We start from the raw sequence: 26,382 nt of genomic DNA, 5'->3' as shown, positions 1-26,382 counted from the left end.
CAACGCGCTTTCAGGCCGCATCCTTCGTCGGATCGGCGGACGTCTGGCCTTTTTCGCCCCGGATCATGTCGAGAAGAAGGAGCGCGATGCCGATGTTGATGGCCGCGTCCGCGACATTGAAGATCCAGGGGAAGTGGAGGGCCGAGACGTCGATGAAATCGGCCACCGCGCCGAAGCGGATCCGGTCGATGACGTTGCCCACGGCGCCGCCCATGATCAGGCCCAGCGCCGCGGCCAGCAGCGGGCGGCCGGCCTTGCGCGCCCAGATCGCCAGCACGACCGAGACGCCGACGGCGAACAGCACCAGCGCCCAGCGCATGATGTCCTGGTCGGCGCGCAGCAGGCCGAAGCTCACGCCCTGGTTCCAGACCATGGTGAGCGCGAGCGGCCCGCCCACCGGCACGGAGCCCCGCGCCGGGAGCTGGAAGATCTCGAGGATCCAGTACTTCGAGAGCTGGTCGAGCACGATCGTGAGCGCGGCGAGGCCGTAGGCCAGGCCGGCGAGCTTCGGAAGCTTCATGCGTCCACCTTGCCGTGCGCCGCGTCCCAGGCCGCCACGGCCTCGGCGTCGCGGAGCGTGACGTCCGGATAGCGGGGATCGGTCCCCACCTCCGGCAGGATCTTCCAGGACCGCGCGCACTTGCGGCCCTCGGCCTTCAGCGGCTCCACCGCCACGCCGGCGACCTCCGGCAGGCGGAAGGCGTCCGCCGGGCCCTCGTCCGCGACCAGCGTCGCCTGGCTGGTGCGGAACACCTCGGCGGCGTCCAGCCCCTCGAAGGCGGCCAGCAGCTCGGCGTTGGCCACGTGCACCTTCGGCGCGGCCTCCAGCGCGGCGCCCATCCGCTTCTCGCGCCGCTCGACCTCCAGCGCGCCGGTGACCACCGAGGTCACCTGCTGCACCTTGGCCCAGCGGGCGGCCTCGGCGTCGTTGCGCCAGTCGGCCGGCGTGGTCGGCATGGTCCTGAGCGCATTGGAATGGGCCTCGGGGAACCGGGTCAGCCAGGCCTCCTCCATGGTGAAGGGGATCAGGGGCGACAGCCAGGCGGTGATCCGCTCGAAGGCCGCATCCATCACCGTGCGCGCGGCCCGGCGGCGCAGTTCGTCCGGCTTGTCGCAGTAGAGGCTGTCCCTCCGGATGTCGAAGAACAGCGCCGACAGCTCGTTCTGGCAGAAGTCCAGCACCGGCCGGATCACGTCCTGGAAGACGTAGCCCTCGTAGGCGGCGCGCACCTGGCCATCCAGCTCCCAGAGGCGGTGCAGGATGAACCGCTCCAGCGGCGGCATCTCTTCCAGCTCCACCGCCTCGTCCGGCTCGAAGTCGGCGAGCGCGCCCAGCATGTAGCGGACGGTGTTGCGCAGCTTGCGGTAGGCGTCCGACGTGGTCTGCAGGATCGTCTTCCCGATCCGGCTGTCGTCGGCGTAGTCGATCATCGCGGCCCACAGGCGGATGATCTCGGCCCCGCTCTCGCGGATCACCACCTCGGGATCGACGGTGTTGCCCTTGGACTTCGACATCTTCTCGCCGTTCTCGTCCATGGTGAAGCCATGGGTGAGGATGGCGTCGTAGGGCGCGCGGCCCCGCGTGCCGGAACTCTCCAGCAGGCTCGACTGGAACCAGCCGCGGTGCTGGTCGGAGCCTTCCAGGTAGAGGTCGGCCGGCCAGCGCGTGTGCGGGCGGTTCTCCAGGGTGAAGGCGTGGGTCGAGCCGCTGTCGAACCAGACGTCGAGGATGTCCTCGACCTTTTCGTAGCGGTCCGGGTCGTGGCGGCCCAGGAAGTCGGTCACCGGCCGGTTGAACCAGGCGTCGGCGCCCTCGGCCTTGATGGCCTCGATGATCCGGGCGTCCACGTCGGGGTCGTGCAGCGGATGGCCGGTCTCCTTGTCCACGAACATGGCGAGCGGCGAGCCCCAGGCGCGCTGGCGACTGATCAGCCAGTCCGGCCGGCTTTCCACCATGGCGCGGATGCGGTTCTTGCCCTGCGCCGGGTAGAAGGCCGTGGCCTCGATGGCCTCCAGCGCGGCCTCGCGCAGGGTGCGGCCGCCCAGCTCCTTCGTCTGCACCGGCTCGTCCATGCGGATGAACCACTGCGGGGTGTTGCGGAAGATCACCGGCGCCTTGGAGCGCCAGGAGTGCGGGTAGGAGTGCTCCATCCGCCCGCGGGCCAGCAGCCGGCCGGCCTCGATCAGCTTCTCGATCACCGCCGGATTGGCCGGGCCGAACTTGCCGGCCTTCTTGCCCTCGGTCTCCAGCACCTTCAGGCCCGCGAACAGCGGCACGTGCGGGTAGTAGGCGCCGTCCGGATCGACGGTGTCCGGGATCTCGCGATGCCCGTGGGCCAGCCAGACCAGGTAGTCGTCGGCGCCGTGGCCCGGCGCGGTGTGCACGAAGCCCGTGCCCGCGTCGTCGGTGACGTGGTCGCCGGCCAGCATCGGCACCTGGAAGCCATAGTGGGTGTCGAGCGCGGCCAGGGGGTGCTCCAGCACCATGCCCTCGCAATCGACGCTCTCGATCTTCCGGTAGTCGGCGACCTTGGCGGTCTTCATCACCTCGGCGGCCAGCTTCTCGGCCAGGACGAAGCGGTCGCCGGGCTTGGCCCAGGGCTCGAACTCCAGCCCCGTCTCCATGGCGTCCACCTGGTAGACGGCGTAGGCGATGTCGGGGTTGTAGCTGACCGCCCGGTTGGCCGGGATCGTCCAGGGGGTTGTCGTCCAGATGACCACCGAGGCGTGGCGGACGGCGTCCGAGCCCTCGACCACCGGGAACTTCACCCAGATCGTCGGCGACACGTGGTCATGGTACTCGACCTCGGCGTCGGCGAGCGCCGTGCGCTCCACCGGGCTCCACATGACGGGCTTGCTGCCACGGTAGAGCTGGCCCGAGGCCACGAACTTGTGGAACTCCGCGACGATCGCCGCCTCGGACCCGAAGTCCATCGTGGCGTAGCGGTTCTCCCAGTCGCCCAGCACGCCCAGCCGCTTGAAGCCGGCCTTCTGCACCTCGATCCAGTGGGCGGCGTACTCGCGGCAGCGCTGGCGGAATTCGGCCTTGGAGACCTCGTCCTTGCGGCGGCCCTTGGCGCGCAGCTCCTCCTCGATCTTCCATTCGATCGGCAGGCCGTGGCAGTCCCAGCCGGGCACGAAGTCGACGTCGTAGCCCAGCAGGAAGCGCGAGCGGACCACGAAGTCCTTCAGGGTCTTCTGCAGGGCGTGGCCGATGTGGATGGCCCCGTTGGCGTAGGGCGGCCCGTCGTGCAGCACGAACAGCGGCGCGCCGGCGCGCTGCCGCTCGGCGCGGATCTGGTGGTAGAGGTCGGCCGCCTCCCACTGAGCCAGGATCTGCGGCTCCTTCTGCGGCAGACCCGCGCGCATGGGGAAGGGCGTCTCGGGAAGGGAAGACGGTCTCGCGATAGTCGCGCGAAGGAGGGGCGTCGTCGGCCATAGAACTCTAATCCGGCTGGCTCGGGATCAAGGGGGTGCGGGAAGTAACCCGGCGCGCGCTGGAGAACGTCCGGCGGCGTCACGCCGGGCGGCAAATTCGCAGGCTCGTCCGAACCGAGGTCATCGGGGGCAGGCTGTAACAGAGGTGGGCGGCCGTTGGAATGCCCTCTCCCTACCCTCTCCCTCTCTTCCCCCGGCGTTCGCCGGGGTCGGGGAGGAGGCGTGGAGTTGCGACGCCGACGCTTCACCTCCTCTCCCCCGCGAAGCGAGAGGGAGAGGGTAGGGAGAGGGCCAGGGCCTAGTCGAACTCCGGCATCAGCAGGTCGCGCGCCTTTTGCGCGTCCTTCATCACCTGCGCCGTCATGACCTCCAGGCTCGGGAACTTCTCCTCGGGGCGGAGGAAGGCGATCAGGTCGGTCTCGATGGTCTGGTCGTAGAGGTCCTCGTCGAAGTCGAAGAGCCAGACCTCCAGCAGCGGGGTGGTGATCCCGTCCACGGTCGGGTTGACGCCGATGTTGGCGACGCCCGGCACATGGCGGCCGTCCTGCAGCCGGGTGCGGGTCGCATAGACCCCGAACCTCGGGACCACATAGTCGCGGAGCGGCACATTGGCGGTCGGGAAGCCCAGCTTGCGGCCGAGCTGCCGGCCGCGCTGCACCACGCCCTCGATGGCGAACGGCCGGCCCAGGACCCGGGCGGCGACCTCGGGATGGCCGTCGCGCAGGGCCTCGCGGATCTCCGTCGAGGAGAACTTCTCCCCGCCCTCGTCGCCCACCGGCGCGGCCACCGAGACGCCGAAGCCGAATTCGGCGCCGTACTGCCGCATGGTGTCCGGGGTCCCCGTCCGGCCCTTGCCGAAGGAGTTGTCGAATCCCACCGCCACATGCCGCGCGCCCAGGCCCTGGTGCAGCACGGTCTCGGCGAACTCCCGGTCGGTCATGTTGGCCAGCTCGGCGTCCCAGGGCAGGACGTAGACGGTGTCGACGCCCAGCGCCTCGAGCGCGCGGGCGAGCTGGTCGAAGCGCATCAGCCGGAAGGCCGGCTCGTCGGGCCGGAAATAGGTTCTGGGGTGCGGGTCGAAGGTGATGACGCCCAGCGGGCAGCCGAGCTCGCCGGCGGCCTTCGCGGCGAGCTCGATCACCTTCTGGTGGCCGCGGTGCACGCCGTCGAAGCTGCCCATGGCGACCGCCGCTCCCTTGTCGGAGGCCGGCAGCTCCTTCCAGCCGCGGATGACCCGGACCCGGCTCATGAATCCCTGCGCGCCACCATCACGACGGCCTCGCCGTCGATCACCGTCTTGCCGTTCACCTGGCAGGCGGTGGTGAGCGTCACGTGCCCGCGCTTTTCGTCGATCGCCTTCACCGTGACGATGGCGGAGACGGGGTCGCCGATTTTCACCGGCCGACGGAAGCGGAGCTGCTGCGAGAGGTAGATGGCGCCCGGGCCCGGCAGCTTGGTCCCCAGCACCGCCGAGATGTAGGCCGCGCCCAGCATCCCGTGCGCGATGCGGCCGCCGAAGGTCGTGGTCTTCGCATAGGCCTCGTCCAGGTGCACCGGGTTGGTGTCGTGGCTCACCTCGGCGAAGGCCTCGATGTCGGCGCTGCCCACCACATGGGTCAGCTCGGCGCTCTGGCCGACCGAAAGCTCATCCAGATAGAGACCCTGCTGCACGCGCCAGACGCTCCTCGTTGCCCTGCCTCCCTGCCTGGAGGTCCCCCTTACCTAGAAGGGTGGGGCGTCACCACACAAGGTCGGCCATGGCCCAGGCCGCGTGCAGGCCCTCGATGGCCAGCAGGTGCTCGACGATCTGCGGCTGCAGCACGCCGTCGCGGACCGTCTCGGCCCCATGGATGCCGTTGGCGATGAACAGGCAGTCGAGTTTGTGGGAGTTGGCGCCCCGGATGTCGGTGCCGGGCCCGTCGCCGATGCAGAGCACCCGGGCGCGGTCCACCGGCCGGCCCAGCCGCTCGGCGGCCTTCTCGAGCGCCAGGTCATAGATCGGCCTGTGCGGCTTGCCGGCCATGGTCACCCGCCCGCCCATGGCCTCGTAGAGCTGGGCCAGCGCCCCCCGCAGTAGATCAGCTTGTCGCCCCGTTGGACCACGATGTCCGGGTTGGCGCAGATCATGTCGAGGCCGCGCCGGCAGGCGTCCTCGAACCGCTCGCGGTAGTCGTCCGGCTCCTCGGTCTCGTCGTCGAACGGTCCGGTCACCGAGATGAAGGCGGCGTCGGCCAGCTCCGCCCGGTCGAGCCCCAGGCCGTCGTAGAGCGGCCAGTCGCGGTCGGGCCCGATCTTCCACATGGGCCCCAGGCGCCCGGGCGGCGAGGATCGGCCGCGTGGCGTCGCCCGAGGTCGCCACCTCGGCGAAGGCCTCGCGCGGCACGCCCAGGCCCAGGAGCTGCTCGATGATCGGCGCGTGCGGCCTGGGCGCATTGGAGATCAGGATGACCTTGCCCGGGCCGGCGTTGAACCGGCTGAGCGCGTCGCAGGCGGCAGGGAAGGCCTCGCGCCCGTTGTGGATCACCCCCCAGATGTCGCAGAGCACGACGTCGTAGCGGTCGGCGATCTCGGAGAGGCCGGAGATGTAGGCAGGCGCAGTCGTCATGCCGCCCCGCTAGCCCATGAGGGAAACCACGAAAAGCACGAAAGACACTTTCCTCCCACGTGAGCGGCAGCGAACGGGGGAGGGGGACCGTCGGCTGAGCGCAGCGAAAAGCCGATGGTGGAGGGGGCGGGCGCTCGCGTGGCCGTTCGCCCCCTCCACCATTCGCTCTGCGGTCAGCTCGCGCTGACCTCGGCGAACGGTCCCCCTCCCCCGCTGCGCAGGGGAGGAAGGGAGCTCAGTACCGCCCGCCGATCACGCGGCGCGCCAGCGGGTGGCCGAGGTTGGGCCGCAGCGCCGGCGCCGGCGGGGTGGCTTCGGCCAGCACCGCGTCCTTGATCGCCCGGGGCTCGCCGAACAGGTGGCCCTGGCCGTAGCGGATGTCGAGCTCGAGGATGTCCACCACCTGGCGTTCGCCCTCGACCTTCTCGGCGATGATCTCCACCCCGTAGCGGCGGGTGAGCGCGGCGAAGTCCTCGGCCGCCAGGTCCGGCAGGCTGCGCAGCACGAGGCGGCCGTCGATCTCGGTCAGCTCGTCCAGCAGCATCTGGGCGGCGATCTTCACGAACTTCACGTCGGCCCGGGCGAGATCCTGCAGGTCGAGGTCGAGGTCGACCACCTTGTCGAGGCTGAAGCGGAAGCCGAGCTCGGCGAGCTTGGCCATGTTGCGCGCCTCGATGGCGCCGCGGCTGTCGAACGCGCCCTGGCCGATCTCGAAGATCAGGGGCGCCGGCCAGGTCGCGGTTCTCCTTCAGCAGGTCGAGGAACTGCGGGAAGAAGCTCTCGTCGCCGAGGCTGGCCAGCGAGATGTTGCAGAAGATGCCCACCCGCCGGTCCTTCGCCGCCAGCCTGCGGACGATCTGCACGCAGCGGAACAGCAGCAGGTTGTCGATCGAGGCGACCATGCCGCCCGGCTCGGCGACGGTCAGGTACTCGGCCGGCATCAGCACCCGGCCGCTCTCGTCGCGCAGCCGCGAATAGCTCTCGTAGAAGACCGTCTTGCGCTGCGGCAGGCCGACCACCGGCTGCAGGTAGAGGTCCACGCGGTTGTCGGTGAGCGCGTCGCGCACCGTGTCCATCAAGAGGCCAGCCGTGCGGTGCTCGGAGTTGTGGCCGAGACGCGCGGCGAGCCCGCCGCCGCCGGCCGGAGCCGCCGCCGGCGCGGGCGCGGCGGCCGGGCGCTCGTCCAGCCGCTGCTGCATCCGCTCGATCAGGCCCTCCAGCAGGTGGACCTCGTCCATGATCTCGTCGGACTTGTCGTGGTCGGCGGCGGCGGTCTCGGCCACCTCCGTCACCCTGGCGTCGAGCCGCTCTACTTGGTCGATCAGGATGCGGTGGGCCTCGCGGACCTGGTCGATCTCCGCGCGGATGGCGGCGTTCTCGATCAGCCGGGCGATGATCCCGTGCAGCGCCATGCACAGGCCGATGGCGGCCACGAAAGCCGACACGCCCGCGCCCCAGCCGCCCCCGTTGCGCCACAGCGACAGGCCGACCGTCAGCGAGATGCACAGGTAGCTGGCGCCGAGGAGCGCAGGTGTGAGCCGCCGCATGGTCCCAGTCCGAATCAGCCTGAAGTATCCGACGCGGATTCGGCAGGTGTCGAAGGGTTTTACCGTCGCAGTGCGGAAGGTGCGCCGAAGAGCTCAGCGGCCCCGCGCGGCGCGCATCTCGTCCCGGTCCACGAAGCCGTCCCTGTTGGCGTCGAGGCTCTCGAAGCGGCGGGTGAGATAGGCGTCCGCCTCGCCGGCGCTGACGAACCCGTCGTCGTCGGCGTCGACCTTGCCGTAGTCGCCGGTCCCGAGGTTCTGCGCGCGGGGGTCGAAGCCCGCCGTCTGCGTCTCGCGCCGCAACCGGGTCTCGCCGGCAATCCATTCCGAGGGACCGAGCTTGCCGTCGGCGTCACGGTCGGCGCGCCAGAGGACCTTGCTGCGGCTGTCCTTGAACTCGGCGGCGGAGAGGCGGCCGTCCTGGTCGGCGTCGCCGGCCATGCCGCCGGGCGCGGCTGGCGCTGTCGCGGGCGCCGCGAGGATCACGAGGGCGCAGGGCCAGGCGCGGAACATCGGCAGTTCTCCGGCAGCGGAAGGATCGCGCGCACCGTCGGCGTCTCCGCGCCCCGCCGCCATCCGGCGGAATCCTGAGCCGCGACAAGTGATCGATGATCAGTTATGAAATGGCCAACGATAAGCCGGGGCGGGAACAGACGGATGGCCAGCGAGCATTTCGATGTCGTGGTGGTGGGCGCGGGCCTGTCGGGCGTGGGCGCCGGCTGGCATCTGCAGGCCGAGGGCGCCTGACCGCTCCTACGTGATCCTCGAGGGCCGCGACTCCATCGGCGGCACCTGGGACCTGTTCCGCTACCCGGGCATCCGCTCGGACAGCGACATGTACACCCTGGGCTACGCCTTCAAGCCGTGGCGCGAGGCCAAGGCCATCGCCGACGGCCCCTCGATCCTGAAGTACGTGCGCGACACCGCCGCCGAGCACGGCATCGACCGCCACATCCGCTTCCGCCACAAGGTCACCAAGGCGAGCTGGTCGAGCGAGGACGCGCTGTGGACCGTCGAGGCGGAGACGGATGGAAAGACCGTCCGCTTCACCTGCAGCTTCCTCTTCCTCTGCGGCGGCTACTATTCCTACGACGCCGGCTACACCCCGGATTTCCCGGGCGCGGCCAGCTTCAAGGGCCGGATCGTCCACCCGCAGAAGTGGCCGGAGGACCTCGACTATTCGGGCAAGAAGGTCGTGGTGATCGGCTCGGGCGCCACCGCCGTCACCCTGGTGCCGGAGATGGCCAAGGCCGCCGGCCACGTCACCATGCTGCAGCGCTCGCCGACCTACGTCGTCAGCCGGCCAGCCGAGGACAGGATGGCCAACTGGCTGCGCGCGAAGCTTCCGGCCAAGCTCGCCTACGACATCGTCCGCTGGCGCAACGTTCTGCTGGGCATGTACTTCTTCCGCCTGGCCCGCCGGAAGCCCGCCGCCGTGAAGGCGCGGATGATCGGCATGGTCCGCCAGCAGCTCGGCCCCGACTACGACGTCGAGACCCACTTCACGCCGCGCTACAATCCCTGGGACCAGCGGGTCTGCCTGGTCCCCGACGCCGACATGTTCGAGGCGCTGAAGGCCGGGACCGCCTCGGTGGTCACCGACCACATCGAGGCCTTCGACGAGACCGGCGTCCGGTTGAAGTCGGGGAAGCATCTCGACGCCGACGTCATCGTCACGGCCACGGGCCTTAGCCTGCAGGTGATGAACGGCCTTTCGCTCACCGTCGACGGCCGCCCCGTCGAGCCCGGCCAGACGCTCTCCTACAAGGGCATGATGTACGAGGGCGTGCCGAACCTGGCGTCGGCCTTCGGCTACACCAACGCGTCCTGGACGCTGAAGTGTGACCTGACCTGCGAGTACGTCACCCGGGTCCTCAACCACATGAAGAAGACCGGCCTGCGTCAGGCCACGCCGCGCAACACCGACCCGGACATGGGCACGGCGCCGTGGCTGGACTTCTCCTCGGGCTATGTCACCCGCGCCATGGACAGCTTCCCCAAGCAGGGGACCAAGGCCCCCTGGAAGCTGCACCAGAACTACGCCCTGGACCTGATGACGCTCCGCTACGCCAAGCTCGACGACGGCGTCCTGGAGTTCTCCAACCCGGCGAGGCCCGCCCTGAAGATGGCGGCGGAGTAGGCCCTCTCCCTACCCTCTCCCTCTCCGCTTCGCGGGGGAGAGGAGTGGAGCTGCGAGGTTCGCGCCGTCACCTCCTCTCCCCGGGCGCAGCCCGAGAGGGAGAGGGTAGGGAGAGGGCTTCTTTGTCCTTACCGCGTCGGGACCGGATGCTCGCCACGATAGTCGTAGAAGCCGCGGCCGGACTTCCGGCCGAGCCAGCCGGCCTCGACGTATTTCACGAGCAGCGGGCAGGGCCGGTACTTCGAGTCCGCCAGGCCCTCGTAGAGCACGTTCATGATCGACAGCACGGTGTCGAGGCCGATGAAGTCGCCGAGCTCCAGCGGGCCCATGGGGTGGTTGGCGCCGAGCTTCATCGCCGTGTCGATGGCGTCGACCGTGCCGACCCCTTCGTAGAGCGTGTAGATCGCCTCGTTGATCATCGGCACCAGGATCCGGTTGACGATGAAGGCCGGGAAATCCTCGGCGTTGGAGGTGGTCTTGCCCAGCGACTTGGCGAAGTTGACGGCGGTCTCGTAGGTGTCCGGCCCCGTGGCGATGCCGCGGATGATCTCCACGAGCTTCATCAGCGGCACCGGGTTCATGAAGTGCAGGCCGATGAACCGCTCCGGCCGGTCGGTGACCGAGGCCAGGCGGGTGATCGAGATCGAGGAGGTGTTGGACGCCAGGATGGTGTCCTTGGCGAGGTGCGGACCGAGCGCCTTGAAGATGGTCTTCTTGGTCTCTTCGTCCTCGGTGGCCGCCTCGATGGCCAGGTCGGTGGCGCCGATCTGCTGCAGCTCGTCGGCCGGCTTGATGCGCGTGAGCGCAGCTTCCATCTCGGCGGGCGTGATGATGTTGCGCGCCACCTGGCGCGTCATGTTCTTCTCGATGGCGGTGATCCCCGCCTTGATGCGGTCGCCGCTCACGTCGTGCAGCAGGACGTCGTATCCGCCGAGCGCGCAGACATGCGCGATGCCGGAACCCATCTGGCCCGCGCCGATGACGCCGACCGACTTGATCTGAACCATGAAGTCTAATGCCTCGATAGCGGGCGTCTTGCTTCTTCGCACCCGCGGTATGGAGGCCGCATTAAGATCGGGCTTTGCCGCCTCGGCAAGGGCCTTGCTGCGTCGCAGCGTAACCGTGCCGACACACTCCGGCGCCTAAATTGTCATCGGTTCATGCTGGGGTTGCGGGCTCTTTGCCTCGGCCAGGAGCCAATCGCGCAGGGCGTGTATCCGGGACGACTTCCGGCTGTCGGCCCGCCAGACCACGAAGAATCCCAGCTCCGAGGGCACGCTGACCTCGAACGGCCGCACCAGCCGTCCGGTCCGGAGGTCCTGTTCGATCAGGCCTGAGCGCGCCAGGGCGACGCCGACCCCTTGGGCGGCCGCCTCCAGCAGCATCACCGAGTCCTCGAACCGCAGGCCCTCCTGCGGCGGCGCGGCCAGGCCGAACTGGCCGAACCACAGGCTCCAGGGCCGGTGGCCGTGGTGCAGCAGGGGGGCCGTCAGCAGGTCCTCGGGCCCCGCCAGTCGTGCGCCGCCGCCATCTGCGGGCTGCACACCGGGAACAGGGTCTCGGCGAACAGCGGCGCGGCTTCCACCCCCGCCCAGCGGCCGGCCCCGTACCGCACGGCCATGTCGATCCCGTCGGTGACGAAGTTGGCCAGCCGCTCTTCGACGCGGAGTTCCACGTTGCGGCCCGCGGGGTCGGCGAACAGCCGGGGCAGTCGGGCCGGCAGCCAGCGGTTGGAGAACTGCGGGTCGAGACTGACCACCAGCGGATCGCGCTCGGCGGCGGTGGCGAACTCGGCGACGGCGTTCTGCAGCACGCCCAGGCCGCGCCCCACCTCCTTCGCCAGCCGCTCGGCCTCCGCCGTGGGGATCATGGCGTTGCCGCGCCGCTCGAAGAGCCGGGCGCCCAGCTCCTCCTCCAGCTTGCGGATCTGCTGGCTCACCGCGCCGTGGGTGACGGCCAGCTCCTCGGCCGCGCGGCTGTAGCTGCGGTGCCGGGCAGCGGCCTCCAGGGCCCGGAGAGCGAAGAAGGGCGGCAGGCGGATCACGGTTCAGGTTGTTAGCTCAGGTAACAACCGAGGGCAAAATCTATCGTTCGTAACCGCGTTCGCCCCGACCTAAATTCTTCCCATCGGCGCCGTCACAAACCTCAACCCGATCAAAGGACTAGAGCCATGAAGACCGCCCTCCTCGTGCTGGGCGCGGCCACCCTGCTGGCCGGCCTCGAAGGCGCCCGCGCCGCTCCCTCCGCCTACAGCCAGGCCTATGTGGCCGCCGTCGCGGCCCAGGCGGACGCCCGTCTCGCCAACGCCGGCGTCGCCATCCCGGGCGGCCGTGTGAAGGTGCAGGGGACGCTCAGCGGCGACCGGCTGCAGAACGCCCGGCTGGTGGCATCCACCGGCGACCTCGACGCGGACCGGGCCATCGAGCAGTCGCTGCGCCGGCTGAAGGTCGCCCCGGTCCCGGCCGAGCTCTCCGGCCGCGACGTCGTCCTGTCCGTCAGCGCGCTCCCGGCGGCGCCGGTGCGGTGAAGGAGGCCTGAGCCTCTCCCAAGTCTCCGCTTGGGAGAGGTGCGAAGCGGGCTACGCTCCAGGCCCCATGAAGACCCTGCTGATCGTCTGGCATTCCCGCACCGGCGGGACCGAGCAGATGGCCAAGGCCTGCGCCCGGGGCGCGGCCGCCGAGCCGGGCGTCACCGTGCGCCAGGTCCCGGCCGCCGAGGCCCAGGCCGCCGACGTGCTCGCCGCCGACGCTCTCGTCTTCGCCGCGCCCGAGAACCTCGCCTCGCTTTCCGGCGAGATGAAGGAGTTCTTCGACCGCACCTGCTACGATGTCCTCGACCGCGTCGCCGGGCGCCCCTACGGGCTCCTGGTCTGCGCCGGCTCGGACGGCCAGGGCGTGGTCCGGCAGGTCTCCCGCATCGCCACGGGGTGGCGGCTGAAGCCCGCCGCCGACCCGATCGTGGTGATCACCGGCGCCCAGGACGGCCCGTCCATCTGGGCGCCCAAGACCCTCGCCGCGGACGACCTCGCCCGCTGCGCCGAGCTCGGCCAGGCGCTCGCCGCCGGCCTCGCCCTGGGAATCTTCTAGAGGCTGGTCGCCAGCGGCGGCCCGTCGGGGCGGGTGAGGGTCAGGACCGGCCGCACGCCGGACCAGACGCGGATCTGGTGGACCTCCGGCAGGTCCTGCATCAGCGCGCCGGCGGTCTGCAGGGCGAGGTCGTCCGAGGCCAGTTCGTGGGCCTGGAAGCCGACCGACTGGCCGTCCTCCCCGAGCAGTAGAAGGCGTAGAGCACCGTGGCCGGTGTCATGGCGGCATCCCTTGCGACCCGTTCCCAATGTCCGGCGCCCGACCGAGGTTGCAGCCGGCCGCGCCCGCTCAGCGCCCCTGGGCCCAGACGTCCAGCGGCTGCTTCTCCTCGTGGCGGATCACGAACCACCAGGCGAGGGCGAAGGCGACGACGCTGACCGCGAACCCGCCCCAGAAGCCGCCCGGCGTGGCGAACCAGATCGTCAGGTCGAGGATCGCCACCCCGATCAGCACCATCGACCATCGGAGCAACAGGTTGAATCCCTTGTAGGTCTGTTCGTGGGCGATGACCTGCGGGTCGTCCTGGTGGTGGGTGGGGCTGTCCATGCCGCGCGCCTCTCTGAAGGAAACCGACGTCGAACGCCGATCAGCCTACGCCCGATCCGCGGCCCTGGGAGTCGGCGGCGCAGGCCCGCCAGGTCGTGGCCGATCCGGCGGACGCCCAGCCAGACCCCGGTCGCCACGCCGGCCGTGCAGGCCGCGAGCAGGACCGTCATCACCGCCGCCCAGCCGGCGCTCACCGGCACGATGTCGAACCGGTGCAGGAAGAGGTGCCCCCAGCGGAAACCCTTCGCCGGCCCGTCGGCGGTGCGCAGCAGCTCGCCGGTCGTCGGGTTCAGGTAGTGGCGCACGCCGTCGGCGCGGATCACCCGCCAGGCCGGCAGGACCGCGTCCTCATGGTGCCGGTAGTGGTAGGCGTCGCCCTCGGCGATCAGGCCCTGCCGCGCCGCCCCCAGCCGTTCGCCCGCCCGTATCAGGTCGGCGGATGTCAGCGGCGCGGGCCGCCCGGCGGCGTCGTACCGACGCCCGTCCGCGATCAGGGACAGCCGGCCGTCGAACACCACCAGCTTCACCTGCGAGGCGGCGGGCCGCTGCGCCTTCAGGGCCTCCAGCGCGGCGCGCAACTCGCCATAGGTCGCCTCGCCGCCCGCGACCCGCTCGGCCGCGTCGCTGGGACCGCTTTCCAGCAGGCCCCACGGCTGCATTGAGAGCAGCCCGCTCAGGACCCAGGTGAGGGTCAGGACCCCGGTGAACAGGCTTGCGATGTGGTGCCAGTCCAGCACGCCGCGGAACGGCGAGATCCGCCCGGCCGGCGCCCGGCGCCAGGCCAGCACGCCGAGGTAGATGCCGGTCAGCGTCAGGAAGAGGCCGGCCATGGACGTCCAGATCACCACCTGGCTCCACAGCTTGCCGTCCTGGCGCAGCACCTGCGGATAGAGCCAGTGCGGGATCGCCCCCAGCCAGGCCCAGAAGCGCTCGCCGGCGGTGTTGGCGCTGACCACCCGGCCGCTGACCTGGCTGACGTAGGTCCAGTTCCCGCCGGGGGTCTCCACCCGCCAGAACGGCCGCTCCCTGTTGAAGTAGCCGACCACCGTCCACTGGTCGCGCTCGACCGTGCGCACCTCGCCGGGCTCGCCGCCGGTGAAGGCCCGGGCGGCGGCGCGGGCGTCGGCCTCGCTGAACCGCGCCGGCGCCCCGGTGGTCAGGTCGAGGACCTCGCCGTCCAGCCGCAGGACCGGGCGGTCGCCCACCGCCTCCAGGCTGGCGCGGCCGACCACGGTGGCGTCCCGGCCGCCGGGCCCGAGGTCGCAGCAGCGCTCCCACGGGATCGGCGCCAGCCCCGCCGTCCGCTCCGCCTCGGTCGCCGTCGGCCAGCGGGCGAACAGCATCACGATGCCGGAGAGGAACCAGATCAGCATCAGCAGGCCCATGACCACGCCGAGGTAGCGGTGGGTCGCCACCAGCCACTTCGGGGCCCAGCCCCGGCGGGCGCTCGTGCTCACGTCAGTAGGAATAGGTGTAGGCCAGGTGCAGGGGTGCGGGGCACGCCGCGGAACCGGAACATGAACCGCTGCGTGGAGAGGTCGATCAGGCCGGAATTCAGCCGGGTCGCATAGTCCTCGTCGAAGGCGTTCTCGAGCCTGGCGGTCATCCGGTGACGCCGGTCCCGGTCCACATAGACGTGGGCCGCCAGGTCGGCGACGACGTAGTTCCCGTAGTCCTGCCGGCCGAAGCCCGAGACCGCCTGGGCCACGTCGCCGACCCAGAGCAGCGTCGCCGACGCGCCCCCACCGCTCGCCGTCATAGACGACCGCCCCCTTGGCCTGGTGCTCGGGAATCCGGTCGAGCTGGACGTCCGAGCCCTTCTCCCGCGACCGCGTCCAGGACCACGACGCCTGGGCCGTCAGCCCCGCGGCGATCTCGACCTGGCCCTGCAGCTCGACGCCGCGCACCCGCACCTCGCCGTCGGTGTTCAGGTAGACGCCGTCCGGAAAGGCCGGCTGGTCGTAGTCGTCGACGATCAGGTCCTGCACGCGCCGCCAGAACGCGGTGGCCTGCCAGCGGAACCGCTCGGTCTGCTGGCCCAGCGCGGCATTGAGGTTCAGGCTCTCCTCCGGCTCCAGGTCCGGGTTGCCCGCCGCGCAGCAGGGGTCGATGGCGAAGAGCTGCTCGGCCGACGGCAGGAGGAACGAGGTCCCGGCGGTCCCCTCGACGTAGAGGCTGTCGGTCAGGTCCACATGGCCGCTGAGGTTCCAGACGGTGGCGTCGGTGTCGTCGGTCCGGTTGTGGCGCACGCCCGCCGCGAACCGGGCCCGCTCGAAGAGCTCGTCGGTGGTGCGGACCTGGGCGACGAACGCGTGGACCTTCTCGGTCTGCTCGCCGATCAGCAGCACGTCGTCGCGGCCGTTGAACTTCTGGAAGTCGTAGGCGAGCTGGTACTCGAAGCCGCGGTGGAGATTGAGCTTCGCCAGCAGGCTGAACCCGTAGTCCTCGTAGCCCCAGTAGGTGAGGTCGTCGACGATCACCGTCCGGCCCGGCTGGCCGGGGACGTTGTTCACCGTCGAATAGACGCTGTCCCAGTCGTGGTAGTAGCCCTTCGCCGAGAGCTGCACGTCCTCGCGGGCCGTCCAGTCGAGGCTGGCCGAGGCGATCTCCTCGTCACGTTCGTTGAACGACAGCTTCGTCAGCCGGGCGCCCGGGTAGTCCAGGTGGGCGTCGGTGTGCTGGTAGTAGAGGTTGAGGCCCAGGCCGTCCGCCAGGTCGACGCCGTACTTGCCGCCGAAGCTGACCACGTCGTAGCCGCGCGTCCTGGCCGTCGCCGAGGGCTGGAAGACGTCGAAGGTCTCGTAGCCGTCGGACTCGTCCTTCGACGCCCAGGCCACGAACCGGTGCGGGCCCACCGTGTCGCGGACCATGACGTCGGCGTGGATCCCGTCATTGGTGTCGCCGCCCACCGTGGCCTCGGCCTGCAGGTCGTCGCTGTAGGCCCGTGTGACGACGTTGATCACGCCCGCCGCGGCCTGCGTTCCGTAGAACAGCCCCTGGCCGCCCTTCAGCACCTCGACCCGCTCAACCATGCTGGCCGGAAGCGTGTCGGCCGGGCTGGTCGAGGTGTAGAGCCGGTTGTTGATCCGGACCCCGTCCACCAGCCACAGCACATCGCCGGTCCGCGAGCCCTGCAGCGACAGGTCGACGTAGGAGAACGGGCCGTTGCGCGGGCTGACGAACAGGCCGGGCGTCTGCATCTGCAGGGCCTGGGAGACGTCGACGTAGACGTTGTCGCGCACGGTCTCGACGCGGATCGTCTCCAGGTCGGCGCCGTAGGCCGCGAGCTCCTGCGGCAGGGTCTCGTCCAGCCTGGCGGCGGTGATCACAAGCTCCTGCACCTCCGCCGCCGCGTCCGCCGCCTGCGCCTGCCATGCGGCCGCCAGCGCGGCGACCGACGCCATCGGCGCGAGGGCCGTCCTCAACCGTCTCATCGCATCCCCCGGGGAACGTTCTTCGTCTTCTTGGCGGCGGGGGTAGCCGCGTCCGCGGCCGGGGTCGCGTTCGGAACGGTATCCGGACGTTACAGCGCGTTACCGGATGCCGTGGCGGCCGGCGCAGCGCTGCAACCCAACCCCGGTCTCGCGGGTTCTCGTCCGACGGGGGATTCCAGAGGGACATGACGGCGCCGCTCAGGCGCGCAACGTGGATTGGACCATGGCTTTCGCTCGTTCCCGCAACGCCCGCACGATCGCCCTTCTGGGCGCGGCCAGCGCCATCGGCCTCGGCCTCGCCGGCTGCAAGCTCGACAACCGCCCGCTGCTCGCCCGCGGCGAGCCGGCCCCGGCCTACGCGGCCGCGCCGGCCGACGGCGTCTATCCCTACGCGCTCGGGCCGATCGACCCGGCCGAGCCGGCGCGCGTCGTGCCGGTCGCCCAGCCCTATGACGGCTATGAACTCGCCGAGCGCGCCTATGCCTACGACCGCGTCGCCTGGCAGGCGCCGCCCGACTACGGCTTCCGCTACGACGACCTGGAGCCCTGGGCCTGGCAGACCGCCGGCGACGAGCTGATGTTCGCCGAGCCGCTCGATGACGGCTACCGCTTCTACTATTACGAGCCCGGCGAGGATTATCCCTACTTCGTCCGCGACCCGCAGTACGGCTACGCCTACGGCGACGGCGGCGTCCTGTCAGCCGTGTTCAGCGCCGCGGGCGCCCTGCTCGGGTCCGACCAGCTCTACCGCCTGTCCGGCGTCGGCGGCGCCTACCTGAACCGCGGCTACGACATGCGCCGGACCTACTACGCCGAGCCGCGCTACGCGCTGGCGTCCGACCCGGTCTGGTATGACCGCTGGGAAGACCGCTACCCGGTCATGCGCTCGTCCTGGCAGCCGTGGATGGCCGCGGCCGACCGGACGGAGACCTGGCGGACCTACCGGATCTCCACCGGCGAGCGCGAGCTGCACCGGTTCGACCGCGAGCGCGAGCGTCGCGCCCGCGACATCGAGAAGATGGAGCGCAAGTGGGCCAAGGCCGACGACAAGGCCTGGCGCAAGGCCGAGAAGGACCACCGGAAGGACGAGCGCCGCTTCGCCGCCGCCCCGCCGCCCCAGCGCTTCGACGGCCGTCACGAGGACCGCCACGGCCGGGACGACCACCGCGGCCGCGGCCGGGGTCATGATCCCGAGCACGCCGGCGGCCGCGCCGTCCCGGCTGCGGCGGTGATCGCCGACAACCGCGGCTCCGACCGGTTCCGCGGCGGCGACGACCGCGGCGGCCGTGCGGAGAAGGCCCGCCACGACGACGGCCCGCGCGGCCACGGCGGCGGCAAGGGTCCGGACAAGGGCCACGGCGGCGGCAAGGGCCACGGCGGCGACAAGGGCGGCGGCAAGGGCCGCGACTAGTCCTCGACGATCCCCGGCTGGGGCGTGATCCGGACCCGTCGGGTCCGCCGCGCCGGGCGGTCGTAGGGCCCCATCAGGAAGAGCCGGCCGCGCGCGTGGTCCAGCGCCACGCGGAAGCGGCCGAGCAGTCCCAGGCCCATCAGCCCGTCCGGGATCGGCGCGTTGGCGGCCGGCGTGAAGACCTGCACGTCCTCGTCCTCGAACCGGTGGCCGGCGAAGCTGATCGCGTCGGCGCGGATCAGCCGGTCCTGGCTGAGGCCGCCGAGCGTCACCGAGCGCGCCGTGCGGACCCGCCGCCCCTCGCCCAGCAGGCCCCGCGCCCCGGCCGCCGTCTCCGAGAGCGCCAGCGCGCCCGTGGCCCCGGTGTCGATCATCACCTCGAGGGGCGGGGCGTTCTCCACCTGCACCTCGGCCATCAGGGCGTGCGCGCGGCCGCGCCGCACCGTCGCCGCCCGCCAGTCGGCGCCCGGCGTCCAGGCCTCCTGCCGCCAGAACCGCGCCCGGGCCCGCGGGAAGTCCACCTCCGCCACCACGGCCCGCAGGAGGTCGCGGCCCAGCAGCATGGAGAAGGGTCGCCGCGTCAGCCGGGCCAGCGGATGCAGGTCGAGCGTCGCCGCCCGCAGGCCGGTCAGCTTCAGCGCGCCCCCCTCCGGCGAGGCGATGTCGAGGTCCAGGCGCACGGAGCGGGTCATCTGCGGCCCGCCGGTGGCTCCGAAGGCCAGCATCGGCACGGGGCTGCCCGGCGGCAGGCCGAGCTCGCCGGCGAGGCCCGCGTCGATCGCCGAATACTGCGCGCCGCTGTCCAGCACCGCCCGGATCGCCCGCCCGCCGACCCGGGCCGGCAGGTCGATCATTCCGCCCGCCTCCGGCAGCGGCAGCCAGTCGGTGCCGGGTCCGCCGCCGGCGATCTGCAGCTCGGGCGCCGGCCAGGCCAGCCGCTCGCGCAGCAGCCACACGCCGGCCCCGCCGGCCGCCAGCAGGCCGAGCTGGCCGAGCAGCGCGCGCCGGTTCAAGTCCTGGGGTCCGGGATGGTCACGGGGGACATGTGGGCAGCCGACCCCCGCGGCTCAACGACGCCGCCTAACCGCGCAGCGAGCGCGCCAGGATCTCCAGCGTCAGCCGCGCGGCCTGCTTCACCTCGTCCTGGTCGCCGCGCTCGAAGGTGATCAGCCCGGCCTCGAAGAGCTGGTCGAGCTCCTCGCCCGTCAGTACGCCCTTGCGCTTCAGGGTCGACAGGGTGCCGACGATGATCGCATGCAGCGCCGCCAGCATCCCGGCCCGCTCGGCCTCCGGCGAAATCGGGGTCTCTTCGTCCATGGTCGGCTCCTGCAACATCGTTGGGCGGTGTCACTCGCCCGCCGCCGCGCCCAAGTCCAGCGGCCCATTCCGGGTCCCTGGGAACCCGCCGCCCGTGGACGGGTTCAACGGCGTCATGCAACAGCCGTCCCATGCCACCTAGACCGCAAGCCGCCAGACCGGGCCGCGCCCGCGCCCGCGCCCGTTTCCTGCTCCGCGCCGCCCTGGCCGGCTGGGCCGCCTTCGCCGGGCTGAACGCCCAGGCGGCGGATCGCCAACCGCACGACGCCGCGACCATCGAAGCCCTGGCCGGGAATCGATAGTCGGCGGATGCTCCTGCGGCGGAAGGAGCCCGCTTGCCGATCTTCGTCGTCACCCTCGAGGGCAAGGAGCCCGGCGATCCCACGCCGCTCACCGTGCTGGCCTTTATCCAGGCGCCGGACGAGGCCGCCGCCGAGCAGGGCGCGCTGGCCGCGCTCGCCGACCGGAACTGGCCCGAGGCCCGCTTCGTCCGGGCGGGCGAAGTCACCGACGAGGCCGCCGTCCCCCCCGACTTCGCGACGGCCCTCGCCAGCGCCAACCGCCACGGCCTCGGCCTGATCATCTACGAGAATCCGTAGGCCCTCTCCCTACCCTCTCCCTCTCCGCTTCGCGGGGGAGAGGAGTGCAGTTGCGAGGCCCGCGCCATAACCTCCTCTCCCCCGACCCCGGCGAAAGCCGGGGGAAGAGAGGGAGAGGGTAGGGAGAGGGCCATGGGCCGCCCTACAGCACGCAGTCCGTCAGGTTCTCGCGCCGCACCACCCGGGCGTTGCGGTTGATGGCGCCGGAGCGCTTCGTCACATACCGCCCCGGGCTGTCCGCTTTCCACGACAGCGGCTTCGGCACGATCGCCGCCAGCCGCGCGGCCTGGGCCGGCGTCAGGGCCTTCGCCGGCTTGCCGAAGTTCGCCTGGGCCGCGGCCTCGGCGCCATAGACGCCCGGGCCCCATTCGATGGAGTTCAGATAGACCTCCATGATCCGCCGCTTGCCCCAGCCGACCTCGATCAGGACCGTGAAATAGGCCTCCAGACCCTTCCGCACCCAGTCCCGGCGGGGCCACAGGAAGACGTTCTTCGCCGTCTGCTGGCTGATGGTCGAGCCGCCGCGGACCTTCTTGCCCTTCGCATTGTACTCGATGGCCTTCTCGATGGCGGCCACGTCGAAGCCCCTGTGCCGGCAGAACTGGGCGTCCTCGGCGGCGATCACCGCGCGCACGAGCGTCGGCGAGATGTCCTCCAGCGGGACCCAGGTCCTGCGGAACCCCTGGCCCTCGAACACCCGCTGGACCATCAGGAAGGTCAGCGGCGGCGGCACGAAGCGGTAGAGCGCCACCGTCAGCACCGGCCCGATGAAGCCCACGACCAGGACCGCGACGACCAGCCAGCTCACGATGCGCTTGAGGGGGGGATCGGCTTGCCATGACCTTGGGTCGCCCATGTTAGGGGGAATCAGCAGCGATGATGCTCGGCAGCGACGATTAAGGAAGCCATGAACGTCTCCGACGCAGTGGAGAAGCGGGTCTCCATCCGGCAGTTCAGGCCCGACCCGGTTCCGGGCCCGGTGGTGCGCGAGATCCTGGAACGGGCGGCCCGCGCCCCCTCCGGCGGCAACCTGCAGCCCTGGCGCGTCTATGCGCTGGCCGGCCAGCCGCTGGCCGAGTTCAAGGCCCTGGTCGCCGCGAACCCGTTCGGCGAGGAGCCCGAGTACGACGTCTATCCGCCCAACCTCTGGGACCCGTTCCGCTCGCGGCGGTTCCAGAACGGCGAGGACCTCTACGCCACGATCGGCATCCCCCGCGAGGACAAGCCCGCGCGCCTGCGCCAACTCGCCAAGAACGGCGACTTCTTTGGCGCGCCGGTCGGCCTCTTCTTCTGCCTCGACCGCAAGCTGGGGCCGCCCCAGTGGGCCGACCTCGGCATGTACATGCAGACCGTCATGCTGCTGGCCGTCGAACGCGGCCTGGACACCTGCCCGCAGGAGTACTGGGCGCGCTATCCGAAGACCGTGGCGTCGTTCGTCGGCCTGCCGGACGACCACATGCTGTTCTCCGGCATGGCGCTCGGCTTCCGGGACGCAGCCGCCCCGATCAACACCCTCGTCGCGGCCCGCGACCCCTTCGAGACCTGGGGCGAGCTCCGCGGCTTCGATTGAGCCGGATCAAGGCGCGCGGGGCGCCGCTGTGCGTCCCTGGGCGCCGACGCAGGAGGCCTGAGCATGGGACGGACGATCACGGGCGCAATCCTGGCGGTGATCGGCTCCGCCGTGCTCACCGGCCTCGTCTGGATGACCAACGCCAGCACGCCGGCCGCCGAGCGGCTGATGTTCAAGCTCGGCCTCGGCCTCACCGGCCTGATCGCCGCACTGGGCCAGGCCCTGGTCCTCTACGGCGTGTGGCTGCTCTGGTCTGCGGCAGCCGGTCGCGGCGCCGGCCGCCGGAGCCGGTGACAGGGGTCACAGCGGTCTCCCGCTTGCGACGGTAGGCATCGGGGCAGGAAACGCCGAGACTCGCCCATGACCCCCGACCAGATCGACCTCGTCCGCCGAACCTTCGCGGAGGTCGCTCCCATCCGCGCCCAGGCGGCGCGCCTGTTCTACGCCCGACTTTTCGAGATCGCGCCCGAGGTCAGGCCGCTGTTCCGGGAAGACCTCGCCGCCCAGGGGGCCAAGCTGATGGGCGCCATCGCCTTCGTGGTCGGCGGCCTCGACCGGCTGGATGCGATCCGCGGCGAGGTGGAGATGCTCGGCCTGCGCCACGTGAACTACGGCGTGCTGCCCCGGCACTACGTCGCGGTCGGCGACACGCTCATCTGGATGCTGGAGACCAGTCTCGGCGAGATCCTCACGCCCGAGGCCAGGCGCGCCTGGATCAGCGCCTACGACCTCCTGGCCTGCGCCATGATGGACGCCGCCACGACCCCGGAGCCCCGGGCGGCCTGAGCCTCGCCCCCGGAGACCTGCCCGCTACTCGCCGCCGGCCGGCGGGGCGGGGACGACGGCCACCTGCCGGTCTGCCGGGCGCTGCTGGGCCTGCCAGTGGGCCGCCAGCGCGCGGCTGACCTTGTGGAAGAAGGCCTGGCGGGCGGGGATCGACTTCGAGGTCTTCCGCATCATCACCGCCACCGCATAGACCCGACCGTCGGGGGCGGTGACCAGGCCGACGTCATTGATGCCGGTGGAGGCGCCGCCGAAGTCCTGGCCGGTGCCGGTCTTGTGGCCCAGGGTCCAGCCGGGCGGGAAGCCGTACTTCAGGCGCATGGGGCCGGTGCGGCAGTCGTTCAGCAGGCCGATCATCACCTTCGTCGAGGCTGGCGACAGCAGCTCGCCCTTGTACAGGGCGGCCAGGGTGCGGGTGATCTCGGCGGGAGCCGCGCCGTCCATCGGGTCGGCGAGATAGGCCTCCAGCTTCTGCTCGCGGTAGTCGTCGGGCAGCTTGGCGCGGGCGTGCTGGAAGGCCCAGTCGATCCCGTATTCCGGCCGCCAGGTCATGCCGGCGATGGCGGCCTGCAGGTCGCGCTCGTAGGCCCCGACCTTGAGGTCGGAGAGGCCCTTCTCGGCGAGAATGGAGGTGACCGCGTCGGCGCCGCCGAGCTCCCGCATCAACTTGTCGTTGGCGGCGTTGTCGCTCTCGGTGATCGCCCAGCGCAGCAGCTCGGCGATCGAGACCTCCGGCCCGCCGGAGTTGCGGATCCGCCGGCCGAGCGGCTGGTAGAACACCGAGCGGTCGTCGGGGCCGAGCTGGACGACGCGCTCCAGGTTCGACTGGCCGCGGTCGACGGCCTCCAGCGTCGCCAGCGCCACCCAGAGCTTTGAGACGCTCTGCTGCGGATAGGGGATCTCGCCGTGGACCTGTGCGGTCCAGCCGGTGGCGACGTCAGTGACGGCCAGGCCCACATCCTCGCGGAAGCCGGCGGCCAGCTCCTCCAGCGACGCCTGCAGGTCGGCGGGCGGCGGGGGCGGCGGCGGCGCGGGGACGTCCGCCGCGATCTTGCCGGAGGTCAGCACCGCGTCGGTTCGCCCGTGCTCGCTGGCGGCCCAGCCGCCGGCCACCGCGCCCGCGACGATCAGCAGGCCGAGCGCCGCGCCTGCGCGGGGCCGGGCCTTCAGGTGGGCGGAGAGGAAGCGGAACATCGTCCTCATCTGGGCTGGAACGGCCCTGGCCGTCAAACGCCCGGGATCACGTCTCAGTGCGCATGACCGTGATGGCCGTGGTCGTGACCGCCGCCCTGGCACTCGATGGTCACGTGGCTGAGGCCCGGCAGGCCGGCGAGGCGGGCGCGCAGCGCCTGGGGCTCCTCGTGGCCGGCGACGACGGCGATCACCGCGTGGTGGCCGGGGCCGAGCCGCCAGAGGTGCAGGTCGAGGACGCGCGCGCCGCCGGCCTCCAGCCGCTGGCGGACCTCGGCGGTGAGCGCCGGGCTCGGGTTCACGTCCAGCAGGGCCGCGCCGGCCCGGCGCAGCAGCCGCCAGGCGAAATGGGCGACGAGGCCCGCGCCGACCAGGCCGGCCAGCGGATCGGCGAAGCCCCAGCCGAGCTCCCGCCCGACCAGCATGGCGACCAGGGCGACGGCCGAGACCGCGGCGTCGGCGGCCAGGTGCAGATGGGCGGCGGCGATGTTGAGGTCGCCGTCCGGATCGTGGCTCGCGGCATGGCTGTGGGCCGGCTTCAGCAGCCAGACGCAGACCAGGGTGACGACCAGGCCGGCGGCGGCCAGCGGCAGGGCGCTGGCGTAGTCCACGGCTTCCGGATTGAGCAGGCGGTGGATGCTCTCCACGCCGATGATGATGGCGGTGATCGCCAGCACCACGGCATTGGCGAAGCCCGCGAGGTAGCCGAGCTTGCCGGTGCCGAAGGCGAAGGCGGCGTTGCCGGCGTGGCGCCTGGCCAGCGCATAGGCCCCGGCGGCGACCAGCAGGGCGGCCACGTGGGCGGCCATGTGCAGGCCCGACGCGGTCAGCGCCATGGAGCGGAAGGCGACGCCGCCGGCCAGCAGGGCCAGGAGGGTGACCGCGCAGATGGCGGTGACCAGCCAGGTCCGCCGCTCGTTGCGCGCATGGTCGGCGCCGAGATAGGTGCGGTCGTCGCGGAAGGCGTCGAGGGCCCCCATCTGGCGGGAGGCGGAGGTCGGGGAGGGGTCGGCGGTCGTCATCTGGTGTTACGATATAACACCTGGTCCGGAGAACGCCACTCCCCAAAGCCACTCTTCATAACCGCGTCCCGGCGGACTACATGCAGGGGCATGAGCGACAAGACCCCCGTGACCGTGCTGACCGGCTACCTCGGCGCCGGCAAGACCACCCTGCTGAATCGCATCCTCTCGGAGGAGCACGGCAAGAAGTACGCCGTGATCGTCAACGAGTTCGGCGAGGTCGGCATCGACAACGACCTGATCGTCGGCGCCGACGAGGAGGTCTTCGAGATGAACAACGGCTGCGTCTGCTGCACGGTGCGCGGCGACCTGATCCGGGTGGTCCAGGGCCTGATGAAGCGCAAGGGTGGCTTCGACGCGATCATCGTCGAGACCACCGGCCTCGCCGACCCCGGTCCGGTGGCCCAGACCTTCTTCGTCGACGACGACGTGCGGGCGAAGACGAAGCTCGACAGCGTGACCACCGTCGTCGACGCCAAGCACCTGCCGCTGCGCCTGAAGGACAGCAAGGAGGCGGCCGAGCAGATCGCCTTCGCCGACCAGATCATCCTCAACAAGACCGACCTTGTCTCGGAAGCCGAGCTGGCCGAGGTTGAGAAGGCGATCCGCGCCCTCAATCCCCTGGCCCCGATCCACCGGGCGCAGCGGTCCAACGTGCCGCTGGAGCAGGTGTTGGGACGCGGGTCGTTCGATCTCGAACGAATTACCGACCTGGAGCCCGACTTCCTCAACCCGTCCCACGGCGAGCCGGGCCACGTCCACGACGAGCACTGCGACCATGACCATCATCATCACGATCACGGCGATCACCACCATGATCACGGCCATGACCACAGCCATGATCATATCCACGACCATGTCGCGGAAAGCGGCATCCGCGGCGTCTCGCTCACCAGCGAAAAGCCGCTGAACGGCAACCGGGTCACCGCCTGGCTGAACAACGTCCTGCAGACGCAAGGCCCCGATATCCTGCGCGCCAAGGGCATCCTCGACATCGCCGGCGACGACCGGCGCCTGGTCTTCCAGGCCGTGCACATGATCCTGGAAGGCGACTTCCAGCGGCCGTGGAAGGACGGGGAGAACCGCTACTCGCGGATGGTGTTCATCGGCCGCAACCTCGACGAGGCGGCGCTGAAGGCCGGCTTCGAGAGCACGGTCGCCTAGGGAAAAGTCGCGGGGCCGCGGGACGGGTCAACGACGCCGCGGCCCCGCAGTCTCTCCAGGGGCGGAGAGCCGGGTCAGACCGCTTCGGACACCAGGGCGACGCGCTGGAAGCCGTCGGCCTTGAGGGTGTTCATCACGGTCATGAAGTCGCCGTAGCGGACGCCCACGTCCGCGCGGATGTAGACGCGCTCGTTCCTCGGATCGTTCGTGCCGATGGCGGCGGCGAGGTCGGCGGAGAGCGTGGCCAGCGTCGTCGGGCGGTCGCCGATGTAGAGGCCGCCGCCCTGCTGGACCGAGACATAGGTCGGCGCGACCTGAGGCTGGGCCGCCGCCCTCGCCGGCGGCAGGTCCACCTTCACCGAGACGGTGGCGGCGGGGATCGCCACCATGAAGATGATCAGCAGCACCAGCATCACGTCCACGAAGGGCGTCACGTTGATCTCGGCGTTCTGGTTGAGGGCGTAGGCGCTTCCCGAGGCGTTCAGTCTGACGGCCATGGATCGTTCCTCCTGAGACGGAGGATGCGCCGATG

Annotated in this window: 26 protein-coding genes and 4 pseudogenes; 10 read left to right on the top strand and 20 right to left on the bottom strand. The window is 71.0% G+C overall.

Annotated features, from left to right (window positions below; genetic code table 11):
* Positions 1-10: 10 nt before the first annotated feature.
* The 8 genes and pseudogenes from lspA to LRS04_RS05305 all read right to left on the bottom strand — a co-directional run bounded on the left by lspA (position 11) and on the right by LRS04_RS05305 (position 8,100).
* Complete coding sequence (gene lspA, locus LRS04_RS05335; RefSeq protein ID WP_257815482.1) at positions 11-520, bottom strand: signal peptidase II; 510 nt, start codon at positions 518-520, stop codon at positions 11-13.
* Positions 517-3,439 (bottom strand): annotated as a pseudogene (gene ileS, locus LRS04_RS05330) (isoleucine--tRNA ligase). The gene lspA and the pseudogene ileS overlap by 4 nt, the downstream one beginning before the upstream one ends.
* A gap of 297 nt (positions 3,440-3,736) precedes the next feature.
* Complete coding sequence (locus LRS04_RS05325) at positions 3,737-4,687, bottom strand: bifunctional riboflavin kinase/FAD synthetase (protein ID WP_257815481.1); 951 nt, start codon at positions 4,685-4,687, stop codon at positions 3,737-3,739.
* Complete coding sequence (locus LRS04_RS05320; RefSeq protein WP_257815480.1) at positions 4,684-5,109, bottom strand: MaoC family dehydratase; 426 nt, start codon at positions 5,107-5,109, stop codon at positions 4,684-4,686. Before LRS04_RS05320 ends, LRS04_RS05325 begins: the two co-directional genes overlap by 4 nt.
* A gap of 67 nt (positions 5,110-5,176) precedes the next feature.
* Positions 5,177-6,043: pseudogene (locus tag LRS04_RS05315) on the bottom strand (TIGR01459 family HAD-type hydrolase).
* 235 nt (positions 6,044-6,278) lie between these two features.
* On the bottom strand, positions 6,279-6,719 hold the full coding sequence (locus tag LRS04_RS26605; RefSeq protein ID WP_308238285.1) for an EAL domain-containing protein: 441 nt from the start codon (positions 6,717-6,719) through the stop codon (positions 6,279-6,281).
* 121 nt (positions 6,720-6,840) lie between these two features.
* Positions 6,841-7,119 (bottom strand): annotated as a pseudogene (locus LRS04_RS26600) (EAL domain-containing protein); the annotation flags it as partial.
* A gap of 564 nt (positions 7,120-7,683) precedes the next feature.
* On the bottom strand, positions 7,684-8,100 hold the full coding sequence (locus LRS04_RS05305; protein ID WP_257815479.1) for a hypothetical protein: 417 nt from the start codon (positions 8,098-8,100) through the stop codon (positions 7,684-7,686).
* 144 nt (positions 8,101-8,244) lie between these two features.
* On the opposite strand from LRS04_RS05305, the pseudogene LRS04_RS05300 reads away from it, so the two are divergent.
* Positions 8,245-9,727: pseudogene (locus tag LRS04_RS05300) on the top strand (flavin-containing monooxygenase).
* Between the two features lie 128 nt (positions 9,728-9,855).
* Here LRS04_RS05300 and LRS04_RS05295 read toward each other — a convergent pair.
* The 3 genes from LRS04_RS05295 to LRS04_RS27620 form a co-directional block, all read right to left on the bottom strand.
* Positions 9,856-10,734 carry a 3-hydroxybutyryl-CoA dehydrogenase gene (locus tag LRS04_RS05295; RefSeq protein ID WP_257815478.1) on the bottom strand — a complete coding sequence of 293 codons (879 nt, stop codon included), beginning with the start codon at positions 10,732-10,734 and terminating at the stop codon, positions 9,856-9,858.
* Positions 10,735-10,869: 135 nt separating this feature from the next.
* A complete protein-coding gene (locus LRS04_RS27625; RefSeq protein WP_374574376.1) occupies positions 10,870-11,271 on the bottom strand; it encodes a LysR substrate-binding domain-containing protein in 402 nt (133 codons plus the stop codon).
* Positions 11,217-11,771, bottom strand: a complete 555-nt coding sequence (locus LRS04_RS27620) for a LysR family transcriptional regulator (RefSeq protein ID WP_374574368.1) — start codon at positions 11,769-11,771, stop codon at positions 11,217-11,219. Before LRS04_RS27620 ends, LRS04_RS27625 begins: the two co-directional genes overlap by 55 nt.
* 126 nt (positions 11,772-11,897) lie before the next feature.
* Between LRS04_RS27620 and LRS04_RS05285 the strand changes: the two genes are divergently transcribed.
* Positions 11,898-12,254 (top strand): hypothetical protein, encoded by a 357-nt coding sequence (locus LRS04_RS05285; protein ID WP_257815477.1) that lies wholly within the window; start codon positions 11,898-11,900, stop codon positions 12,252-12,254.
* Positions 12,255-12,321: 67 nt separating this feature from the next.
* On the top strand, positions 12,322-12,813 hold the full coding sequence (locus tag LRS04_RS05280) for an NAD(P)H-dependent oxidoreductase (protein WP_257815476.1): 492 nt from the start codon (positions 12,322-12,324) through the stop codon (positions 12,811-12,813).
* On the opposite strand, the gene LRS04_RS05275 is transcribed toward LRS04_RS05280, so the two are convergent.
* Genes LRS04_RS05275 through LRS04_RS05265 form a run of 3 tightly spaced genes read right to left on the bottom strand, consistent with a single transcriptional unit; the run spans position 12,810 to position 16,763 of the window.
* On the bottom strand, positions 12,810-13,061 hold the full coding sequence (locus tag LRS04_RS05275) for a hypothetical protein (protein ID WP_257815475.1): 252 nt from the start codon (positions 13,059-13,061) through the stop codon (positions 12,810-12,812). The genes LRS04_RS05280 and LRS04_RS05275 overlap by 4 nt on opposite strands.
* 40 nt (positions 13,062-13,101) lie before the next feature.
* Complete coding sequence (locus tag LRS04_RS05270; RefSeq protein WP_257815474.1) at positions 13,102-13,269, bottom strand: hypothetical protein; 168 nt, start codon at positions 13,267-13,269, stop codon at positions 13,102-13,104.
* Positions 13,260-16,763, bottom strand: a complete 3,504-nt coding sequence (locus tag LRS04_RS05265) for a TonB-dependent receptor domain-containing protein (protein WP_257815473.1) — start codon at positions 16,761-16,763, stop codon at positions 13,260-13,262. Before LRS04_RS05265 ends, LRS04_RS05270 begins: the two co-directional genes overlap by 10 nt.
* A gap of 253 nt (positions 16,764-17,016) precedes the next feature.
* Here LRS04_RS05265 and LRS04_RS05260 point away from each other — a divergent pair, with 253 nt between their 5' ends.
* Positions 17,017-18,204, top strand: coding sequence for a hypothetical protein (locus LRS04_RS05260; protein ID WP_257815472.1), 1,188 nt, complete (start codon positions 17,017-17,019; stop codon positions 18,202-18,204).
* On the opposite strand, the gene LRS04_RS05255 is transcribed toward LRS04_RS05260, so the two are convergent.
* The gene (locus LRS04_RS05255; RefSeq protein WP_257815471.1) at positions 18,201-19,217 is read right to left on the bottom strand and encodes a pepsin/retropepsin-like aspartic protease family protein; all 1,017 of its coding nucleotides are present in this window, start codon (positions 19,215-19,217) and stop codon (positions 18,201-18,203) included. The genes LRS04_RS05260 and LRS04_RS05255 overlap by 4 nt on opposite strands.
* A gap of 67 nt (positions 19,218-19,284) precedes the next feature.
* Positions 19,285-19,521 carry a hypothetical protein gene (locus LRS04_RS05250; protein WP_257815470.1) on the bottom strand — a complete coding sequence of 79 codons (237 nt, stop codon included), beginning with the start codon at positions 19,519-19,521 and terminating at the stop codon, positions 19,285-19,287.
* A 131-nt stretch (positions 19,522-19,652) separates the two neighbouring features.
* Between LRS04_RS05250 and LRS04_RS05245 the strand changes: the two genes are divergently transcribed.
* Together LRS04_RS05245 and LRS04_RS05240 are read left to right on the top strand one after the other, a co-directional pair.
* Positions 19,653-19,823: a hypothetical protein gene (locus LRS04_RS05245; RefSeq protein WP_257815469.1), complete on the top strand. Its 171-nt coding sequence runs from the start codon at positions 19,653-19,655 to the stop codon at positions 19,821-19,823.
* Positions 19,824-19,856: 33 nt separating this feature from the next.
* The gene (locus LRS04_RS05240) at positions 19,857-20,120 is read left to right on the top strand and encodes a hypothetical protein (protein WP_257815468.1); all 264 of its coding nucleotides are present in this window, start codon (positions 19,857-19,859) and stop codon (positions 20,118-20,120) included.
* Between the two features lie 142 nt (positions 20,121-20,262).
* On the opposite strand, the gene mtgA is transcribed toward LRS04_RS05240, so the two are convergent.
* Positions 20,263-20,928 (bottom strand): monofunctional biosynthetic peptidoglycan transglycosylase, encoded by a 666-nt coding sequence (gene mtgA, locus LRS04_RS05235; RefSeq protein ID WP_374574303.1) that lies wholly within the window; start codon positions 20,926-20,928, stop codon positions 20,263-20,265.
* A 99-nt stretch (positions 20,929-21,027) separates the two neighbouring features.
* On the opposite strand from mtgA, the gene LRS04_RS05230 reads away from it, so the two are divergent.
* From LRS04_RS05230 to LRS04_RS05220, 3 genes are all read left to right on the top strand, one after another.
* On the top strand, positions 21,028-21,690 hold the full coding sequence (locus LRS04_RS05230; protein ID WP_257815465.1) for a nitroreductase: 663 nt from the start codon (positions 21,028-21,030) through the stop codon (positions 21,688-21,690).
* Between the two features lie 63 nt (positions 21,691-21,753).
* Positions 21,754-21,984 carry a hypothetical protein gene (locus tag LRS04_RS05225; protein WP_257815464.1) on the top strand — a complete coding sequence of 77 codons (231 nt, stop codon included), beginning with the start codon at positions 21,754-21,756 and terminating at the stop codon, positions 21,982-21,984.
* A 66-nt stretch (positions 21,985-22,050) separates the two neighbouring features.
* Positions 22,051-22,476, top strand: a complete 426-nt coding sequence (locus LRS04_RS05220) for a globin family protein (protein WP_257815463.1) — start codon at positions 22,051-22,053, stop codon at positions 22,474-22,476.
* A gap of 24 nt (positions 22,477-22,500) precedes the next feature.
* Here LRS04_RS05220 and bla read toward each other — a convergent pair whose 3' ends face one another.
* Both bla and dmeF read right to left on the bottom strand, forming a co-directional pair.
* Complete coding sequence (gene bla, locus LRS04_RS05215; RefSeq protein ID WP_257815462.1) at positions 22,501-23,667, bottom strand: class A beta-lactamase; 1,167 nt, start codon at positions 23,665-23,667, stop codon at positions 22,501-22,503.
* Positions 23,668-23,720: 53 nt separating this feature from the next.
* Positions 23,721-24,686 (bottom strand): CDF family Co(II)/Ni(II) efflux transporter DmeF, encoded by a 966-nt coding sequence (gene dmeF, locus LRS04_RS05210; RefSeq protein ID WP_257815461.1) that lies wholly within the window; start codon positions 24,684-24,686, stop codon positions 23,721-23,723.
* A 90-nt stretch (positions 24,687-24,776) separates the two neighbouring features.
* Between dmeF and LRS04_RS05205 the strand changes: the two genes are divergently transcribed.
* Positions 24,777-25,850: a GTP-binding protein gene (locus LRS04_RS05205; RefSeq protein WP_257815460.1), complete on the top strand. Its 1,074-nt coding sequence runs from the start codon at positions 24,777-24,779 to the stop codon at positions 25,848-25,850.
* A 74-nt stretch (positions 25,851-25,924) separates the two neighbouring features.
* Here LRS04_RS05205 and LRS04_RS05200 read toward each other — a convergent pair whose 3' ends face one another.
* Entirely contained in the window at positions 25,925-26,347 is a 423-nt protein-coding gene (locus LRS04_RS05200) for a biopolymer transporter ExbD (protein WP_257815459.1), read from the bottom strand.
* Between the last annotated feature and the right edge of the window lie 35 nt (positions 26,348-26,382).

Source organism: Phenylobacterium sp. J367 (genome assembly GCF_024699985.1).
Classification (GTDB): Bacteria; Pseudomonadota; Alphaproteobacteria; order Caulobacterales; family Caulobacteraceae; genus Phenylobacterium.
The sequence above is the reverse complement of the archived record's forward strand: the minus strand, read 5'-3'. Positions and strand labels throughout refer to the sequence as shown.